Raw genomic sequence first — 14,443 nt, forward strand, 5'->3', positions numbered from 1 at the left:
GAAGAGAATGCCGAGAACCCGACGATGCCGCTGACGTATTCCGTGCAAGAGGACAGGCTGCTGCTCACCGTGAGCGGCGGACTGACCATTTTCCAGGCGGCCGAGCGCAAGCCGGAGCTGCTGCACGCCCTGACGCTGCCGCAGACGCTGGTGGTGCTCGACCTGTCCGGCGTGGATGAGCTGGATACGGCCGGCATCCAGCTGCTGCTGCTGTTGCGGCGCGAGCTGGCCGCCGGTGGACGGCAGCTGGAGATCGGTGTCTACAGTCCGGCCGTGCTGGCCACGCTGGACCTGCTGCAATTGCATGAGCGCTTCAGCCCTGCCGTGGAGGCCGCATGAAAAAGGACTCCGCCCGCGATGCCGTCGTCCAGGAAGCCCGCGAACTGCTCGTGGCCATGGAAGCGGCCTTGCTGCAGATCGAGATGGAAGGACCGAGCCGAGACAGCATCAACGCCATCTTCCGCGCCGCCCATACCATCAAGGGTTCGGCCGGCCTCTTCGCCTTCGACAGCATCGTGCAGTTCACGCACCAGGTGGAGCATGTGCTGGATCTGGTCCGTGAAGAACGCCTGCCCCTGAACGCGCCCATGATGTCGTTGCTGCTGCAGTGCGGCGATTACGTCAGTGACCTGGTCGATGCCATCGAGCGCAACCAGGAAGCCGAGGAACCCAATGCCGAACGCCGAGCCACGCTGCTGGCTGAACTGGCCGAGGTCGCGCAGTCGGCCAGCGCACCGGGCGAGGCGGCCAGCGAGCCGGCACGGCTGCTGCAGCGGCTCACCGGCAGTGCCTCCGCGGACGCGGCCCACGGCGGCGATGCTCACCGGGACGAGGCCCTGCAGGCGACGGCCGATTATCCCTACTGGCACCTGTCGCTGCAGTTCAATGAGAATGTCCTGCGTGATGGACTCGATCCCCTGTCTTTCCTGCACTACCTGCGTTCGCTGGGCCGCATCGTCGCCATCCTGCCGGTGGAGGCAGACATTCCCGAAGCGGCGGCCATGGATGCCGAGAGCTGCTACCTGGGCGTGGAAATCTGCCTGGCCTCCGACTCCACCCGGCAGACGCTGGAAGACGTGTTCGAATTCGTACGCGATGACAGCCGCATCGATATCCTGCCGCCGCAGAGTCCCCTGGCGGCGTATGCGACGGTGCTGCAGCGGCTCGCCCCCGACGATGCGGCGCGCCTGGCCGCTCAATGGCGCAGCCTGGACTTGTTCACCGAAGCCCAATGGCGCTGCCTGGGCGCAGCCACGCTCGCTGACGCCGCCGCCCCCGCAGTGCCGGCGGCCGCGCCCGGCGCCGGTGCGCGGCCGCGCCCGCTGGACGAGCGGCGTGCGCAGGAACAAAAGTTCATCAAGATCGAGGTCTCCAAGCTGGACCAGCTGATCGACCTGGTGGGCGAGCTGGTCATCGCCGGTGCCAGTGCGCGCCTGATTGCCCGACGCCGCAAGGACAGCCAGTTCGAGGAGGCCACCCAGGCCATCGACAGCCTGATGGAACAGATCCGCGATGCCGCGCTCACGTTGCGGATGGTGCAGATCAATGAGGTGTTCCAGCGCTTTCCGCGCATCGTGCGCGACATCGCCCGCGATCTCGACAAGGATATCGATCTCACCATGACCGGCTCCGAGACCGAGCTGGACAAATCCATGGTGGAGCGCCTGGCCGATCCGCTGATGCACATCGTGCGCAATGCCATCGACCACGGCATCGAGCCTGCCGCCGAGCGCATTGCCGCCGGCAAGCCGGCCAAGGCCTCGCTGCGGCTCAATGCCATGCATGAATCCGGCAGCGTGCTGGTGGAGGTGATGGACGATGGCCGGGGCATGGATCGCACGCGCATTCTGGAAAAGGCGATCGCACAAGGACTGACGACGCCGGAGGCCGAACTCAGCGATGCCGAGATCTACCGCTTCGTCTTCGAGCCCGGCTTTTCCACCGCCGAGCAGGTCACCGAACTTTCCGGACGCGGTGTCGGCATGGATGTGGTCAAGCGCAACATCGATGCCCTGCAGGGCGAGGTGGCCATCGATACCGAACCCGGGCGTGGCACCGTGGTCCGCATCCGCCTGCCGCTGACACTGGCCATCATCTCGGGCTTCCAGGTGGTGGTCGGCAATGCGGTGTTCGTGATTCCGCTGGACATGGTGGTGGAGTGCATCGACATGCCGCCGCGCCAGAACGGCAGCCATATCGTCGCGGTCCGTGGCGAGCCCTTGCCGTTTGTCCCGCTGCGTGAGCTGTTCGACCTGCCTGCGCGGGAACAGGCCCGTGCGCGCAAGAGTCTGGTGATCGTCCAGTACGGGCAATTGCGCGCCGGGCTGCTGGTCGATGGTCTGCTGGGCGAGTGCCAGGCGGTGATCAAACCGCTGGGCCGGCTGTTCGGCAAGGTCAAGGGATTGTCGGGATCGACCATCCTGGGTGACGGCCGGGTCGCGCTGATCCTGGATATTCCGCACCTGGTGCAGCACACCCAGCAACAGGAACAAGGCAATACGGCGGCCTGCGCCGAACGCAGTGTGGCGTCGGCGCCATGACGGGCCCGATCAAGGGACCCGCACCACGAGGGGAAGCGAGCATGCAAGAATCGATGACCAACAGGATGAGCATCAAGCAGATCTTCATCTGGCTGGGTGTAGTCCTGTCCATCCTGGTGGCGGTGGTGATCAGCCTTACCGATACGCTGCGCCAGGCCAATACTGCGCTGGAGCAAGCGCATCAGTCCCGCTACGACTCCGCCGCGCTGGCCAATGAACTGCGCCGCACCACCGAGGACATGACCAAGTTCGCGCGCGCCTACGTGACCACGGGCGACCCCAATGACGAGGATCGCTATTACATGATCCTGGACATCCGCAATGGCAAGCGCGCGCGGCCTTCCAACTACGACCGTTTCAACTGGGACCTGGTCAGTGCCCGCAAACTGCCGGTGGAGGCGGGTGCCCAGACGGTGCCGCTGAGCGAGCTGATGAAGCAAGCCGGTTTCACCGAACAGGAGTTGGCCAAGATGCAGGAAGCCCTAAAGCTGGGAGACCAGCTCTCGCGCATCGAGATCACCGCCTTCCATGCGGTCAAGGGCGAGTTCGATGATGGCGAGGGCAAGTTCACCGTGGTCGGTGCGCCCAACCAGGCCATGGCGCAGGAGCTGGTCTTCGACCAGACCTACCGTGCGCTGTTCGGCCGCGTAATGGCCCCGATCAATGACTTCCTGCGCCAGGTCGACGAACGCACGCAGGCGCGTGTGCTCAGGGCCGGCCGCGAGTATGCTGAACTGGAACAGAAGATCTTCTGGCTGCTGACCGCCTCGGTGGTAGTGCTGTTCGCCTGCCTCGGGTTTGCCTATCGCACCATCCGTTCGCAGATCGGCGGCGAGCCGCGCGATGCCATGAGCGTCCTGCGCCGCGTGGCCGAGGGCGATCTGACAGTCACCGTGCCACTGCGCAAGAACGACAAGGTCAGCGTGCTCTACAGCACTCAGCAGATGGTCAACAAGTGGACCGACGTCATCGGTGATGTCAGCGGCACAGCCAGTGCGCTGGCCTCGGCCTCGGAAGAGATTTCCTCGTCTTCGCAGGCGCTCTCGCACAATGCTTCGCAACAGGCTGCCAATGTGGAGGAAACCAGCGCCTCGGTGGAAGAGATCACCGCCACCATCGCCCAGAATGCCGACAACGCCCGCACCACCGATGGCATCGCCAGCCTCTCGGCCAGTGCGGCGACCGAAGGCGGCGACGCCGTGCGCGAGACCGTGGCTGCGATGAAGCAGATCGCCAGCAAGATCGGCATCATTGATGACATCGCCTACCAGACCAATCTGCTGGCGCTCAACGCCGCCATCGAAGCGGCCCGTGCCGGTGAGCACGGCAAGGGCTTTGCGGTGGTCGCGGCCGAAGTGCGCAAGCTGGCCGAACGCTCGCAGACCGCCGCCCAGGAAATCATCGCGGTGGCCGAGAACAGTGTCGGTCTGGCCGAAAAAGCCGGCGGCCTGCTCAACCAGATGGTGCCCTCGATCCGCAAGACGGCCGACCTGGTGCAGGAAATCGCCGCCGCCTCGGCGGAACAGTCGACCGGTCTGGAACAGATCAACAATGCCGTGCACCAGATGGCGCAGACCACGCAGATGACGGCCTCGGCTTCCGAAGAATTGTCGGCAACCTCGGAAGAGATGAGCGCACAGGCCATCCATCTGCAGGACCTGATGCGTTTCTTCCGCGTGGATGAATTGCAGAAGCCCGGCGTGCGCGGTACGGCCGGTGGCATACCGGAATCCGGCGGGCGGCGTGGCAGACGCGCTCATTCCGCTGCGCAGGGTGGGCGCGAGAGCACGCGCCGCCTGTCGATGCTGGATGTGGAGGAGGATGCGCCGGGCGTGGATGAATCCTCGTTCAAGCGTTTCTGAGGAGCGTGCCATGGCGTTGAACTTGTCCCGTATCAATCCGCCGCGCGCACAGCGCGGCAGCAAGGAGAGCAGGCCATGCCCAGCGTATCGTTGAATGGCGAATCCGTCCGCAAGCGGCAGCAGGAAGAGGTCATCGAAAGCCGCCAGTTCCTGACTTTCCTGGTCGGAACGGAAAGCTTCGCCATGCCCATCGCCAGCATTCGCGAGATCATCGAATTCGGGGGCCTGACCGAAGTGCCGCTGATGCCTGATTTCCTGCGCGGCGTGATCAACCTGCGCGGCTCGGTGGTCCCGGTGATCGACCTGTCGGTGCGCTTCGGCCGTGCCCCCACGGTGGAGGCCAAACGTACCTGCATCATCATCATGGAACTGGTCCAGGACGAGCAGCTGCTGTTGCTGGGCGTGATGGTCGATGCGGTCAGCGCGGTGCTGAGCATCGGTGTCGATCACATCGAGCCGCGTCCGTCATTCGGTGCCGGCATCCGCGCCGATTTCATCGAGGGCATGATCAACGTCAATGAGCGTTTCATCGTGGTGCTCGATGTGCAGCGCGTCCTGTCGGTCGATGAACTGGCGAGCCTGCTGGGCATGAGTGCCGAGGATGCGCTGGGCGGTGTGCCGGTGCTTTCGGCAGAAACGGAAAGGGAGTAGGCCCATGCCCCGACCCGGCAACCTGGCAGGCAGCAGCGACAGCACGCACGGCAGCAGTGCCGGTGTGGCCACGGCTGTTGGCAGCGTGCCGGGTCTGCATGCCGGGCGTGGGGCTCAGGCGGCGTCTGCTGCCGTCATTCCGGTGACGCCGGTGGTGGCCGCCATCGCACCGGCCAGCGGATCTGCCGACCCCGAGGTCAGCGATCACGACATGCTGCTGTTCCAGAAATTGTTCAAGCAGGATATCGGGCTGCACTTGCCCTTGTCCAAGAAGGCCCTGCTGCAGAGCCGCCTCAGCCATCGACTGCAGGAACTCGGCCTGCGCGGACTGGCACAGTATCACCGCCTCATCACGAGTGCCGAGGGGGCCGAGGAACGTCAGCGCGCCATCGATCTCATCACCACCAACGAAACCTATTTCTTCCGCGAACAGGGCCATTTCGATTTCCTGACGCAGGATCTCCTGCCACGCTGGCGCGACCGCCAGCATCTGCGCGTCTGGAGCGCGGCCAGCGCCACCGGCGAGGAAGCCTATTCACTGGCCATGCTGCTGGACCATCACCGGCCCGCCGGCAGCTGGTCGATATTTGGCTCCGACATCAGCACGCGCGTGCTGCGCTTCGCACGCCGCGCGCTCTATCCGATGGCGCGCGGGCAGAACATTCCGCGCCTGTATCTGCGCCGTTATTGCCTGCTCGGCACCGGCGAATACGAAGGCCATTTCCTGGTACAGGCAGACCTGCGCGCCAAGGTCGAATTCGCCCAGCGCAACCTGACTGCGCTGGACGAACACGACGATGGCCTGTATGACCTGATCTTCCTGCGCAACGTCATCATCTACTTCGATTGCGAGACCAAGCTGCAGGTCTTGCGCGACGTGATCGCGCGCCTGCGGCCGGGCGGCTACCTGGTGGTCGGCCATTCGGAATCGCTGCACGGCATGGAGCTCGATCTGCTGATGCATTCCCCTTCCATCTACCGGAGGCCGCCATGAACGCACCATCAGCCATCCGCGTCATGGTGGTCGATGACTCCTCGGTGGTGCGCCAGCTGGTACAGCAGCTGCTGGCGCAGACTGCTGACATCCGCGTCATCGGGACCGCGCCCGATCCGGTGTTTGCCTTGCGCAAGATGCAGCAGGAGTGGCCGGACGTGATCCTGCTCGACATCGAGATGCCGCGCATGGATGGCATTACCTTCCTGCGCCAGATCATGGCCAGCAGGCCCACGCCGGTCATCATGTGCAGTGCGCGGGTCGGCGGTGCCGGCGATATCACCGCCGAAGCACTGGCCGCCGGTGCGGTGTCGGTGATTGCCCGTCCGCAACTGGGCGTGCGTGATTTCCTGCATGAAGCGGTCAACGAACTGGCTTGCGCCATCCGGGCCGCGGCGCTGGCCGGGGCCGGCGGCAGGGGCGCGATGGCGGCCATTGCGGCACGGCCTGTATCGTCCGTGCTCAAGCTGCGCCCGGTCAAAGCAGCCGCTCGCGAAATGCTGCATGATGACGGCTGGGCTGCGGTGCTGCAGCGTCATACCGCCGACGCGGTATTGGCAGCGCCGGGGCCGGAGGACGGCTATCGTCCGCTGACGGCGCGCATCGTCGCCATCGGCGCTTCGACCGGGGGGCCGCAGGCACTGGAGCGGGTGCTCAAGCCTTTGACTGGCAGCTGTCCGGGCATCGTGGTGGTGCAGCATATGCCGCAGCGTTTCACGCGCAGTTTTGCCGAACGCCTGCACCGCATTTCCGGTGCCGAGGTCAAGGAAGCCGAGCATTACGATCTGGTCTTGCCGGGGCGCGTGCTGATCGCGCCCGGCGGCCGGCATCTGGTCCTGCGGCGCGATGGCCAGCAGTACTATGTGGAAACGCTGGATGGCCCGCTGGTGAGCCGGCACAAGCCTTCGGTGGATGTGCTGTTCCGCTCGGCGGCCAAGGCCGCGGGCAGCAATGCAGTGGGCATCATCATGACCGGCATGGGGGACGATGGCGCAAGGGGGATGCGGGAAATGGCCGATTGCGGCGCCGCCACCTATGCCCAGGACGAGGCCAGCAGCGTGGTCTTCGGCATGCCGAAAGAAGCGATACACATGGGCGGCGTCGGTGACGTCCTCCCGCTCGATCATATCTCCGCAGTGATAGAACAATATGCCTCTAGAGAATCTCAATGAGCTGATCGAATCCGCGCTGGTCGTCGACGACAGTGCCCTGCAGCGCCAGCACAGCGTGTCGCTGCTGCAGGAGCTGGGCGTCGATCTGATCTACGAGGCCGGCAACGGCAACGAGGCGCTGGATCTGCTGGCGCTGCTCAAGCTGCCGCCCGGACTGGCGGTGATCGACCTGGAAATGCCGGGCATGGATGGCATTGAGCTGATCCAGCAATTGCAGCAGAAGGGCATCGACATTCCCCTGATCGTCGCCTCCAGCCGCGAGACCTCGCTGCTGCTGTCGGTGGAGACCATGATCCAGGCCCTGGGCATGAACCTGATCGGGGTGTTGCAAAAGCCGCTCAACCAGGGCCAGCTGCGCGCCGCATTGCAATCCTTCCGTCCGCGTGGCGGCGGTGCCCACGCCGATGATGATCCCCAGCCTTCCATGTGTGAAAGCGACCTCGGCACCGCCATCGGTGGCGGCCAGGTACTGCCCTATTTCCAGCCCAAGGTGGACGTGCAGACTGGCATCCTCAAGGGCGTGGAAGCGCTGGCCCGCTGGATCCATCCCGAACGCGGCATGATCCCGCCGGACCGCTTCATTCCGCTGGCCGAGCAGTGCGGCCTGATCCACGATCTCACCATCAGCATGATGGACCAGTCCATGGCGCAGGCGGCCGTCTGGCATAGCCGGGGCCTGGCGATCAAGGTGGCGGTGAATCTCTCGCCGCTGTCGCTGGAGCAGCCGGACTTCCTGCATCGCATTCTGGAACTGGTGGACAAGCACGCGCTGCCGGCCGAGAACGTGGTGCTGGAAATCACCGAGAGTTCGGTGGTGGCGCACAAGGGCAATTCACTGGGCATGCTGGCGCGGCTGCGCCTGAAGGGCTTCGGCCTGTCGATTGACGATTACGGCACCGGTTTCTCGTCGATGCAGCAACTGGCGCGCATCCCCTTCACCGAACTGAAGATCGACCGCTCCTTCGTCCATGGTGCGCATGACCGCAAGAACCTGCGCGTGATCCTGCAATCGGCGCTGGACATGGCCCAGCGGCTGGAACTGGTGACCGTGGCGGAAGGGGTGGAAACGATGGAAGACTGGCGTCTGCTGCAGGACTTCGGTTGCAGCCTGGGGCAGGGCTACCTGATCGGCAAGCCCATGCCGGCCAATGAATTGCCGCTGTGGCTGAAGGGACATCATCGCCGCCTCAGTGAATTGCGGCCGCTGGGCAAGGGTGCCGCCACGGGCGGCTCGGTTTGAGCTGCCTGGTTCAGATCACAGCCGGCTGATCGGCTGATCGGTGATGGCATCCAGGAAATCACGCGCCGCGCCCAGTCCCGGAATGCGCACCTGCGCATCGATCTCCAGCATGGGCACCAATACGAAGGCGCGCTGCGCCATGCGCGGATGCGGGACGATCAGTTCTTCATCCTCCAGCTGCGCCTCTCCATACATCAATACATCCAGATCCAGCGTGCGCGGGGCGTTGCGATAGGGCCGCTCGCGTCCGTGCTGCAGCTCGATGGCCTGCAACGCATGCAGCAGTTCCAGTGCGGTCAGTGACGTGGAGACCAGTGCGACGGCATTGACGTAGTCGTCTCCACTGGAATCGATGGGCGCGGTGCGATAGAGCGAAGAGCTCCGCAGCAGTTGCGATTCGGGCAGCCGGGCCAGATGGTCGATGGCTTCTTCGACAGTGGCGCGGGCGTCGCCCAGGTTGCCACCGATGCCAATCCAGGCCAGCGTGGAGGACGATTCCACGTTGATCAGTCGTCGCCTGCCGGCGCGCTGTCCCCACCCGCACCACCGGCACTGCCGCTGCTGCGACGGCGGCGACGGCGCTTGGGGGCCTCACCCGTGCCGGCATCAGCTTGTGCATCCGGCGTATCGGCCGCTTCCTTGGGGGCGCGTGCGCGCACCGGCGCAGGGGCAGCGGCTTCCTGCTCGCTGCCGCTGTCGCTGTCGCTGCTCTCAACGGTGTCCCCTGCCGACTTGCTGCGGCTGCGTCCACCCCGGCGCTTGCGCTTCTTGGGACCGGCATTGCTGCCGGCAGGATCGGCCGGTTTGCGGGCGATCAGTTCTTCGCGCTCGGCACCGTTGCCGGCGATGAAGGCTTCCCACCATTCACCGAGTTCGGCATCGAGTTCGCCGGACTGGCAGCGCAGCAGCAGGAAATCGAAACCGGCGCGCAGGCGCAGGTGTTCCAGCAATTTGTACGGAGCCTTGCCGACGCGGCGCTCGAAGCGCGGCTGCATGGCCCAGATGTCACGCATGTCGGAGGCGATCTTGCGTTGCAGGGCCAGCTTCTCGGTCTGGGCATCGAGCACGTCATCGGCGGCCAGATGCAGGGCGGGAATCGGATACTCGCCGGCAGCCTGGTAGGCGCGCCATTTTTCCAGCACCTGGTGCCACAGCAGCGAAGCGAACAGGAAGCCCGGCGAGACCCCCTTGCCTTCCTTGACGCGGGCGTCGGTATTGGCCAGCGCCAGGCTGACGAACTTCTCGCCCAGCGGCTGTTCCAGCACCACGTCCAGCAGCGGCAGCAGGCCGTGATGCAGGCCTTCCTTGCGCAGCTGCTGCAGGCAGGCGAGCGCATGGCCGCTCATCAGGAGCTTCAGCATTTCATCGAACACGCGGGCCGCCGGCACGTTGTCGATCAGCGGTGCCATCACGCGGATCGGCGCGCTGCTGGCGGGATCGATGGTGAACTTGAGCTTGGCCGCGAAGCGCACCACGCGCAGCATGCGTACCGGATCTTCGCGGTAACGCGCTTCGGGTTCGCCGATGATGCGCAGCTTCTTGTCGCGGATGTCGGCGATGCCGCCGTGGTAATCGAGCACGGCCTGGCTGGCCGGATCGTAGTACATCGCGTTGATGGTGAAGTCGCGGCGGGTGGCATCTTCATGCTGCTCGCCGAAGGTGTTGTCGCGCAGCACGCGGCCATGTTCGTCCTTGGGCGCGGCTTCGGCCGAGGCACCCCGGAAGGTGGTGACTTCGATCAACTCTTGTCCAAACATCACGTGCACGATCTGGAAGCGGCGGCCGATGATGAAGGCGCGGCGGAACAATTGCTTGACCTGTTCCGGTGTGGCATTGGTGGCCACGTCGAAGTCCTTGGGCTTGATGCCCAGCAGCAGGTCGCGCACTGCACCGCCGACGATGAAGGCCTTGTAGCCGGCATCCTGCAGGGTTTGCGTCACGCGCACCGCATTGGGCGAGACCAGTGCCGGATCGATGCCATGCTCTTTGGGCCCGAGCACATCGGGCTCGATCTTGCCGCCGGCGGCAGCGGCCTTGGCGCGCGCTTTTTTCACGGGCTCGGCACTCTCGGCGGCGGCAGCCTTGCCGCGGCCGAGGATGGAGCGAATCAGTTTCTTGATCATTGCGCGTGGCCGTCGGCGAAGAGGTTCAGCACCGGCCAGCCGCGCGCCTGGGCGTGCGCCAGCAGCTTGTCGTTGGGGTTGGTGGCGATCGGATCGGTGACGCGTTCCAGCAGCGGAATGTCGTTCTGCGAATCGCTGTAGAAATAGCTGCGTTCGAACTGGTCCAGCTTGAAGCCCAGACGCTCCAGCCAGGCTTCGGTGTGGACGATCTTGCCCGGGCCGAAGGTCGGCGTGCCGTCGAGCTTGCCGGTGAGGTTGCCGGCGTCATCGAGCGCGGGCAGGGCGGCGATCAGGTGTTCCACGCCGAAGTGCGAGGCGATCGGCTTGGTCACGAAGTGGTTGGTGGCGGTGACGATGGCTACCAGGTCACCGGCATCCAGGTGCTTCTTCACCAGGGCCACGGCTTGCGGCAGGATGGCGGGCTTGACCACTTCGTCCATGAATTGCAGGTGCATCTCGTCGAGCTGCGTGCGCGGGAAGCGCGACAGGTTGCCCAGCGCGAATTCCAGATAGGCCACCGGATCGAGCGTGCCGTTCTGGTAATGGGCGAACCATTCGTCATTGGCCTTGCGGAAGCTGTCGGCATCCACGGCGCCGATGCGCGCCATGAATTCGCCCCACTCGTGGTCGGAGTCGAGCGGCAGCAGGGTATGGTCGAGATCGAAAAGGGCGAGGTTCATTGTTCTCCGGATTCCTGTTGTAACAGTTCGCGTAGCAAGGGCAGGGTGATGGCGCGCTTGGTGGCCAGCGAGTAGCGGTCCAGCGCGTCGAGCATGCGCGACAGCGAGGGCATGTCGCGCCGGTAGTGGGTGAGCATGTACATCATCACGGCCGGGGGAATTTCCAGGCCGCGGTCCAGGGTGATCTGCAGCAGGGCGGCGATCTTCTCGTCATCCGACAGGTCGTGCACCTGGTAGATCAGGCCCCAGCCGAGCCGGGTGCGCAGGTCTTCGCGCAGCTCCAGGCGGGTCGGCGGCAGGGTGCCGGTGCAGACCATGCAGCCGCCCTGTTCGCGGATCTGGTTGAACAGGTTGAAGGCGGCGATCTGCTGTTCCTCGAACAGTTGATCGACGTCGTCGAGCAGGTAATGGCTGGTCTGCGGGCTGTAGTCGAAGGCCGACTCGGGGGAGTCGGCACTGATGAGGCGGGCGCGGTTGCCTTCCTGGCCGGCCTTGGTGGCCAGGGCGTGCAGCAGGTGGGTCTTGCCGGCACCGGCTTCGGCCCAGAGATAGATGAAGCGGTCGGTGCTGGCACTGCCGGTCTGGATGGATTTGTCCACGCCGGCCGTGGCCAGCAGCTTCAAGCGCTCCAGCAGTTCTGCGTTGCGGCCGGTCACGAAGCTGTCGAAGCTTTGCGGCTGGTCCGCGCTCAAATCGAGCGGAATCTGTTTCATCGGTGGCTATCAGCTACGAGGGCCGCAAGCTGCTTGCGGCCAGTTAATGCAGGACGGCGCCAAGCGCCCGAGCCTGCGCAGCGTCCTGCAAGGGCAGGGAGGCTGTGATCAATCATAAACTCTTCAACGGTTGTAAAAATTGCTGGCCAGATACTCGCGCCGCACATGCATGGCGATCACCGAGACGATGGCCGAGGCCGGCAGCGCCAGCAGCACGCCGACAAAACCGAACAGCTGGCCAAAGGCCAGCAGCGCGAAAATTACCACCAGCGGGTGCAGGCCGATACGTTCGCCCACCAGCTTGGGCGTGAGGATGAAGCTTTCCAGCACCTGTCCCACGCCATAAATCAGGGCCACCCACAGCAAGCCGATGGCGCCATCGAATTGCAGGATGGCCGCCAGGATCGCCAGCACCAGCCCCAAGCCGAAGCCCACATAGGGAATGAACACCAGCAGGCCCGTCAGGACGCCCACCGGCAGGGCGCTGTCAAATCCGGCGACAGTGAGCGCAACCGAATAATAGACCGCCAGCACCAGCATCACCAGCAATTGTCCACGCAAGTACTGTCCCAGCAGGCTATCGACCTCGGCCGCCATGGTATTGACGCGACCGGCCCAGCGCCGCGGGATCATGATCTGCAGGCGCTTGAGGAAGGGATGCCAGTCCTGCAGCAGGTAGAACAGCACCATCGGCACGAACAGCAGGTTGGCCAGCCAGGCCAGCAGCGCCGTGCCCCCGACCTTGGCCGAAGCCAGCACCGAACTCCACAGCTCGTCGCCGCTGGTGCTGATCTGTTGCGTGAGCAAAGCCTTGATACCCGCCAGGTCCAGCCGCACGTCGATGCCCAGCTGGTGCAGGCGCGGCGAGAGGAAGGCATTCAGCTTGTCCAGCAGCGGCGGCACCTGGGCCTGCAGCAGCGGGATCTGGCGCAGTACCAAAGGCACCACGATCAGCACCAGGGCCAGGCCGGCCAGGATCAGCAGCAGCACCATCACGGTCACGCCCACGAAACGCGGGATGCGCAGCGGGCCGATGCGGCGGCTGGCGATCCAGTCCACGCCCGGGTTGAGCGCATAACCGATGATGCCGGCGGCGACGAAGGGCGAGAGCATCGGGCCCAGCGCCACCAGCAGCGCCAACAGCAAAATGCCGACAATCAGCCACGCCAGGTTCTGTTTTTGCTCTTCGGACAAAGAAAAAGGCATGGATTCGGAGTTCGCGGGTGGCGGTTTTGTTAAAATCACGGCTTGGCAGGGGCACTTCCGCCCTGAATCCCCTATTTTACCGTCTTCACTGGCAATATTTCATCATGACTTCACCTTCCAATGTCTCCCTCTCCTACCGTGACGCTGGCGTCGATATCGATGCCGGTGACGCCCTGGTCGAAGCGATCAAGCCGTTCGCCAAGCGCACCACCCGCGAAGGCGTGCTGGGCGGCATTGGCGGTTTCGGTGCCCTGTTCGAAATCAGCAAGAAGTACAAGGAACCGGTGCTGGTGTCCGGCACCGACGGCGTGGGCACCAAGCTCAAGCTGGCTTTCCACCTGAACCGCCACGATACGGTCGGTATCGACCTGGTGGCCATGAGCGTCAACGACATCCTGGTGCAGGGTGCCGAGCCGCTGTTCTTCCTGGATTACTTTGCCTGCGGCAAGCTGGACGTGCCCTCGGCCACCGATGTCATCAAGGGCATCGCCGCCGGTTGCGAACAGGCCGGCTGCGCCCTGATCGGCGGTGAAACCGCGGAAATGCCCAGCATGTACCCGGACGGTGAATACGACCTGGCCGGCTTCGCGGTCGGCGCGGTGGAAAAGTCCAAGATCATCGACGGTACCAAGATCGCCCCGGGCGACGTGGTGCTGGGCCTGGCCTCCTCGGGCGCGCACTCCAACGGCTACTCGCTGGTGCGCAAGATCCTGGACGTGGCCAAGCCCGACCTGGAAGCCGACTTCCACGGCCGCAAGCTGGCCGATGTGCTGATGGCTCCGACCCGCATCTACGTCAAGCCGCTGCTGTCGCTGATGGAGAAGCTGGAAGTCAAGGGCATGGTCCACATCACCGGTGGCGGCCTGGTCGAGAACATCCCGCGCGTGCTGCAGGATCACCTCACGGCTGAACTGGACGCCAAGTCCTGGACCATGCCCCCGCTGTTCACCTGGCTGCAGCAGCATGGCGGCGTGGCTGATGCGGAAATGCACCGCGTCTTCAACTGCGGCATCGGCATGACCGTGATCGTCTCCAAGGAAAACGCCGACGCCGCTGAAGCCCATCTGAAGGCCGCCGGTGAAACCGTCTACCGTATCGGCACCATCCGCGCCCGCGCCGAAGGCGAAGCACAGACCATCGTGCGCTGATCGATCCCTGTAAATCGTTTTAACGATTTATAAAGTAAAAAGGCTGCATTCTCAGGAATGCAGCCTTTTTTATTTCCGGTGGAGAATTTCTCGCCGGATGAAAACTTAGTTTTG

At 64.5% G+C, this 14,443-nt stretch carries 13 protein-coding genes; 8 read left to right on the forward strand and 5 right to left on the reverse strand.

The genetic code is table 11. The annotated features are described in order from the left end of the window. Nucleotides 1-24 precede the first annotated feature (24 nt). From MKD49_RS20950 to MKD49_RS20980, 7 genes are all read left to right on the forward strand, one after another. Complete coding sequence (locus tag MKD49_RS20950; protein ID WP_252697259.1) at nucleotides 25-339, forward strand: STAS domain-containing protein; 315 nt, start codon at nucleotides 25-27, stop codon at nucleotides 337-339. Beyond that, complete coding sequence (locus MKD49_RS20955) at nucleotides 336-2,540, forward strand: chemotaxis protein CheA (RefSeq protein ID WP_252697260.1); 2,205 nt, start codon at nucleotides 336-338, stop codon at nucleotides 2,538-2,540. The genes MKD49_RS20950 and MKD49_RS20955 overlap by 4 nt, the downstream gene beginning before the upstream one ends. Nucleotides 2,541-2,581: 41 nt before the next feature. Next, nucleotides 2,582-4,402, forward strand: a complete 1,821-nt coding sequence (locus tag MKD49_RS20960; protein WP_252697261.1) for a methyl-accepting chemotaxis protein — start codon at nucleotides 2,582-2,584, stop codon at nucleotides 4,400-4,402. 75 nt (nucleotides 4,403-4,477) lie between these two features. After that, the gene (locus MKD49_RS20965; protein ID WP_121042974.1) at nucleotides 4,478-5,053 is read left to right on the forward strand and encodes a chemotaxis protein CheW; all 576 of its coding nucleotides are present in this window, start codon (nucleotides 4,478-4,480) and stop codon (nucleotides 5,051-5,053) included. Nucleotides 5,054-5,057: 4 nt separating this feature from the next. Beyond that, nucleotides 5,058-6,047, forward strand: coding sequence for a protein-glutamate O-methyltransferase CheR (locus tag MKD49_RS20970; RefSeq protein ID WP_371925500.1), 990 nt, complete (start codon nucleotides 5,058-5,060; stop codon nucleotides 6,045-6,047). After that, nucleotides 6,044-7,219, forward strand: coding sequence for a chemotaxis response regulator protein-glutamate methylesterase (locus MKD49_RS20975; RefSeq protein WP_252697262.1), 1,176 nt, complete (start codon nucleotides 6,044-6,046; stop codon nucleotides 7,217-7,219). The genes MKD49_RS20970 and MKD49_RS20975 overlap by 4 nt, the downstream gene beginning before the upstream one ends. After that, nucleotides 7,197-8,459 carry an EAL domain-containing protein gene (locus tag MKD49_RS20980; RefSeq protein WP_252697263.1) on the forward strand — a complete coding sequence of 421 codons (1,263 nt, stop codon included), beginning with the start codon at nucleotides 7,197-7,199 and terminating at the stop codon, nucleotides 8,457-8,459. Before MKD49_RS20975 ends, MKD49_RS20980 begins: the two co-directional genes overlap by 23 nt. Before the next feature lie 15 nt (nucleotides 8,460-8,474). Here MKD49_RS20980 and folK read toward each other — a convergent pair whose 3' ends face one another. From folK to MKD49_RS21005, 5 genes are all read right to left on the reverse strand, one after another. After that, nucleotides 8,475-8,960 carry a 2-amino-4-hydroxy-6-hydroxymethyldihydropteridine diphosphokinase gene (gene folK, locus MKD49_RS20985; RefSeq protein WP_121042978.1) on the reverse strand — a complete coding sequence of 162 codons (486 nt, stop codon included), beginning with the start codon at nucleotides 8,958-8,960 and terminating at the stop codon, nucleotides 8,475-8,477. Between the two features lie 5 nt (nucleotides 8,961-8,965). Further along, nucleotides 8,966-10,582: a polynucleotide adenylyltransferase PcnB gene (gene pcnB, locus MKD49_RS20990; RefSeq protein ID WP_252697264.1), complete on the reverse strand. Its 1,617-nt coding sequence runs from the start codon at nucleotides 10,580-10,582 to the stop codon at nucleotides 8,966-8,968. Continuing rightward, nucleotides 10,579-11,262, reverse strand: a complete 684-nt coding sequence (locus MKD49_RS20995; protein ID WP_034338372.1) for an HAD family phosphatase — start codon at nucleotides 11,260-11,262, stop codon at nucleotides 10,579-10,581. Before MKD49_RS20995 ends, pcnB begins: the two co-directional genes overlap by 4 nt. Further along, nucleotides 11,259-11,975 (reverse strand): DnaA regulatory inactivator Hda, encoded by a 717-nt coding sequence (gene hda, locus MKD49_RS21000; protein ID WP_034338369.1) that lies wholly within the window; start codon nucleotides 11,973-11,975, stop codon nucleotides 11,259-11,261. The genes MKD49_RS20995 and hda overlap by 4 nt, the downstream gene beginning before the upstream one ends. A gap of 123 nt (nucleotides 11,976-12,098) precedes the next feature. Continuing rightward, complete coding sequence (locus tag MKD49_RS21005) at nucleotides 12,099-13,181, reverse strand: AI-2E family transporter (RefSeq protein ID WP_134135485.1); 1,083 nt, start codon at nucleotides 13,179-13,181, stop codon at nucleotides 12,099-12,101. 104 nt (nucleotides 13,182-13,285) lie between these two features. Between MKD49_RS21005 and purM the strand changes: the two genes are divergently transcribed. After that, nucleotides 13,286-14,329, forward strand: a complete 1,044-nt coding sequence (purM, locus tag MKD49_RS21010; RefSeq protein ID WP_121042984.1) for a phosphoribosylformylglycinamidine cyclo-ligase — start codon at nucleotides 13,286-13,288, stop codon at nucleotides 14,327-14,329. The last annotated feature ends 114 nt before the right edge of the window (nucleotides 14,330-14,443 follow it).

Source organism: Herbaspirillum sp. WGmk3, from assembly GCF_023952535.1.
In the GTDB taxonomy this organism is placed as follows: Bacteria; Pseudomonadota; Gammaproteobacteria; order Burkholderiales; family Burkholderiaceae_D; genus Herbaspirillum; species Herbaspirillum huttiense.